The 1,559-nt window shown below is 70.6% G+C and carries 2 protein-coding genes; one reads left to right on the top strand and one right to left on the bottom strand.

The genetic code is table 11. From position 1 onward, the window contains the following. On the top strand, window positions 1-450 hold a 450-nt coding region (gene mltG / locus B8460_RS16990; RefSeq protein WP_048862805.1), incomplete at its 5' end, for an endolytic transglycosylase MltG. Between the two features lie 7 nt (window positions 451-457). Here mltG and B8460_RS16985 read toward each other — a convergent pair. Further along, a complete protein-coding gene (locus B8460_RS16985; RefSeq protein ID WP_048862804.1) occupies window positions 458-1,219 on the bottom strand; it encodes a Crp/Fnr family transcriptional regulator in 762 nt (253 codons plus the stop codon). Window positions 1,220-1,559 lie beyond the last annotated feature (340 nt).

The following is a 1,559-nucleotide window of genomic DNA, read 5'->3' as shown; positions in this document are numbered from 1 at the left end:
CGGGCTGGCGGTGAAGATGCCGGACAGGGTGTCGAGCGCGAGACGGCGCGCCCCGACGAGCGGCCGCACGTCGCCGCCGTGTTCCTCAACCGCCTGCATGACGGGATGCGCCTGCAATCCGACCCGACGGTCGTCTATGCCGCGAGCGACGGCGCGGGTGTGCTCGATCACCGGCTGACGCGGGCGGAGCTGGAGACGCCGAGCGCCTACAATACCTATGTCGTCACCGGTCTGCCGCCGGGCCCGATCTGCGCGCCGGGTCTCGGCTCGATCGACGCGGTGCTGCATCCGGCGGCGAGCGACGACCTGTATTTCGTCGCCGACGGCAGCGGCGGGCATGCCTTTGCGCGCACGCTGCCCGAGCATCTGCGCAACGTCGCGCATCTGCGCGCGCTGACGGCTGCCCCCGCCGTCGCACCCGCCCTGCCCGCGCCCGGGACACCTCAATAACGGCGCCTCAATAAAGCGGGCGTCGTTCCTGCGGCGGATCGAAGCGGGTGAGGCGGCGAAGCCCGGCCTCGTCCACCGCCGAGAGCAGCCCGTCCTTGAGCACGAACAGCCGCCGGCGGCGCAGCACCTGCAGCGTGCGGTTGGTGTGCACGGGCGACAGGCCGAGCGCGTCGGCGATGTGCGCCTGCGTCAGCGGCAGCGCCAGTACGCCCTCCGACACCAGCCCGAGCTGCCCGGCGCGCGACCACAGCAGCAGCAGCAGCGTCGCCACCCGCTCCAGCGCCGTGCGCCGCCCGACGGACAGCAGTCCCTCGTCGAGGAACCGTTCCTCGTGCGCACAGAGCCAGGTGATGTCGTATGCAAGCGCCGGATACTCGCGGAACACGTCCCATGTGCGTTCGCGCGTGAAGGCGCACAGGGTGACGGTGGTCAGCGACTCCACGCCGTGCGGCGCCTCGTCGAACAGCTTGCCCTGCAGGCCGATGAGATCGCCGGGCAGCAGGAAATTGAGGATCTGCCGCCGCCCATCCGGCAGCGACTTGAAGCGGAACGCCCAGCCGCTCAACAGGGTGAACAGCCGCTCGTCGCGCTGCCCCTCCTGCACCAGCAGGGTGCCGGGGCGATAGGTGATCTCCGCCGTCTTCTGCCGCTGGATGAACTCGATCTCATCGGGCGTGTTGGGCTTGATCGACGGCAGCGTGCGCAGCGGGCAGGCCTGGCAGGGCGTCGGGTGCACGGCGTCTGGCTTCCAGGGGCGGTGGGTGGTCATCACGGAAAAGTGCCGCGAAGCGAGGCCGTTGCGTATAACCTATGTTGTTTGAGCCTGCACGGCATAACGCCAAGGTTGCGTCGTTGCCGACAAGGCGGCGCGCGCCTTATGGGCGGTCGCCTTCGTCCGCATCGACACATCATCGACGACGAGGTGGCGGCCGTGGAGCACAGGTTCCGAACGGGTCTGCTGGCGCTGCTGCGCTGGCGCTGGCCGCCCTGGGCTGCCTGGCTGCTGGCGGGCGGCACGCTCGCGGCGGCGCTCGTGGTGATCGACGTGGCGCTGCCGCCGGTCGCCGGGCGTCTCTGCGCGTGCGACGCGGGCACCATCGGCGCGATGC

Origin of the sequence: Acidisphaera rubrifaciens HS-AP3 (assembly GCF_000964365.1) — a bacterium.
Classification (GTDB): Bacteria; Pseudomonadota; Alphaproteobacteria; order Acetobacterales; family Acetobacteraceae; genus Acidisphaera; species Acidisphaera rubrifaciens.
Note: the sequence above shows the minus strand (reverse complement) of the source record. Positions and strands in the feature narration are given on the sequence as shown.